We start from the raw sequence: 1,633 nt of genomic DNA on the forward strand, positions 1-1,633 counted from the left end.
GAGATGCCGCATGCGACGTACAGCTGCGGGCTGACCTGCTTGCCGGTCTGGCCGACCTGCGAGGTGTGGGGGTACCACCCCGCGTCGACGGCGGCGCGGGAGGCGCCGACGGCGGCACCGAGCGAGTCCGCGAACTCCTCGACCTTGGAGAAGTCGCCGCCTGTGCCACGGCCGCCCGAGACGACGATGGCGGCCTCGGTGAGCTCCGGCCGGCCCGTGGCCTGCTTGGGCTTGGACTCGACGATCCGAGCGGCCTTGGCGGCGTCCGACGGCGAGAAGTCGACGACCTCGTCGGCGGCGGCCGCAGGTGCCTCCTCGGGCGTGGCCGAGTTGGGCTTGACGGCGATCACCGGCGTGCCCTTGGTCACGATCGCCTCGACCGTGTACGAACCGGCGAAGACCGACTGCGTCGTCGCGACGCCGCCATCGCCACCCGGACCCGCCTGGACATCGACCGCATCGGTGATGAGGCCGGAGTCGGTCTTGACCGCCAGGCGGGCCGCGATCTCCTTGCCCTCCGGGGATGCCGACAGCAGCACGGCGGCCGGGGACGTCGCGCCGACGAGCTGGGCGAGCACCTCGGCCTGCGGGACGACGAGGTGCTCGAGCACGCCGGGGGTCTCGACGCGGTAGACCTTCTCGGCGCCGAACCTCGCCAGAGTGTCCTTGGCGGCGTCGAACCCGGCACCGACGAGGACCGCCGACGGCTCGCCGATACGCCGCGCGATGGTGAGCAGCTCGGACGTCGTCTTGCGGACCTTGCCGTCGACGTGGTCCACGAGGACGAGAACTTCAGCCATGTTCGTGAATCTCCTTTACTGGCTGGCGAATCAGAAGACTGTCAGACGAACTTGCGCTCGGCGAGGAAGGCCGCGAGCTTCGTGCCGCCGTCACCCTCGTCGGTGACGATCTGGCCCTGCGTGCGTGGCGGGCGGGCGGCGAAGGACTGCACCTTCGTCCAGGCGGCATCGAGACCGACCTGCGCGGCGTCGATGCCGAGGTCGGCGAGCGTCCAGGACTCAACCGGCTTCTTCTTCGCGGCCATGATCCCCTTGAACGACGGGTAGCGCGGCTCGTTGATCTGGTCGGTGACCGACACCAGGGCCGGCAGCGTGGCCTGGATCGTCTGGGTCGAGACGTCGCCGTCACGACGGATCGTGACGGTCCCGCCCTCGACGGTGAGCTCGGAAGCGAAGGTCACCGCGGGCAGGCCGAGGCGCTCGGCCAGCATGGTGGGCACCACGCCCATCGTGCCGTCGGTGCTCGCCATGCCGGTGACGACGAGGTCGACGGGTGCGTCGCCGCCGACCTTCTTGATCGCCTCGGCGAGGACGAGCGAGGTCGCGATGGCGTCCGAGCCATGGATCGCCGCGTCGTTGACGTGGACGCCCTTGTCGGCACCCATCTGCAGCGCCTTCTTGATGGCGTCGGCCGCCTGGTCGGGGCCCACCGTGAGGACGGTGACCTCACCTTCGCCCGCCTCGACGATCTTCAGGGCCTCCTCGACGGCATACTCGTCGAGCTCGGACAGCAGGCCGTCGACGTTCTCGCGGTCGGTCGTGTTGTCAGATGCGTTGAACGTGCGCTCGGCCTGGGCGTCGGGCACGTACTTGACACAGACGACGATGTTCAT

At 69.6% G+C, this 1,633-nt stretch carries 2 protein-coding genes; both read right to left on the bottom strand.

Features of this window, described 5'->3' with window-relative positions:
- Nucleotides 1–800 (bottom strand): electron transfer flavoprotein subunit alpha/FixB family protein (locus ACYVLP_RS23510; protein ID WP_460629714.1); only part of this gene is annotated, 800 nt, incomplete at its 3' end.
- A 41-nt stretch (nucleotides 801–841) separates the two neighbouring features.
- Nucleotides 842–1,633, bottom strand: a 792-nt coding sequence (locus ACYVLP_RS23515; protein WP_460629715.1) for an electron transfer flavoprotein subunit beta/FixA family protein, incomplete at its 5' end; no start/stop codon positions are given.

The organism is Intrasporangium mesophilum (assembly GCF_054783095.1).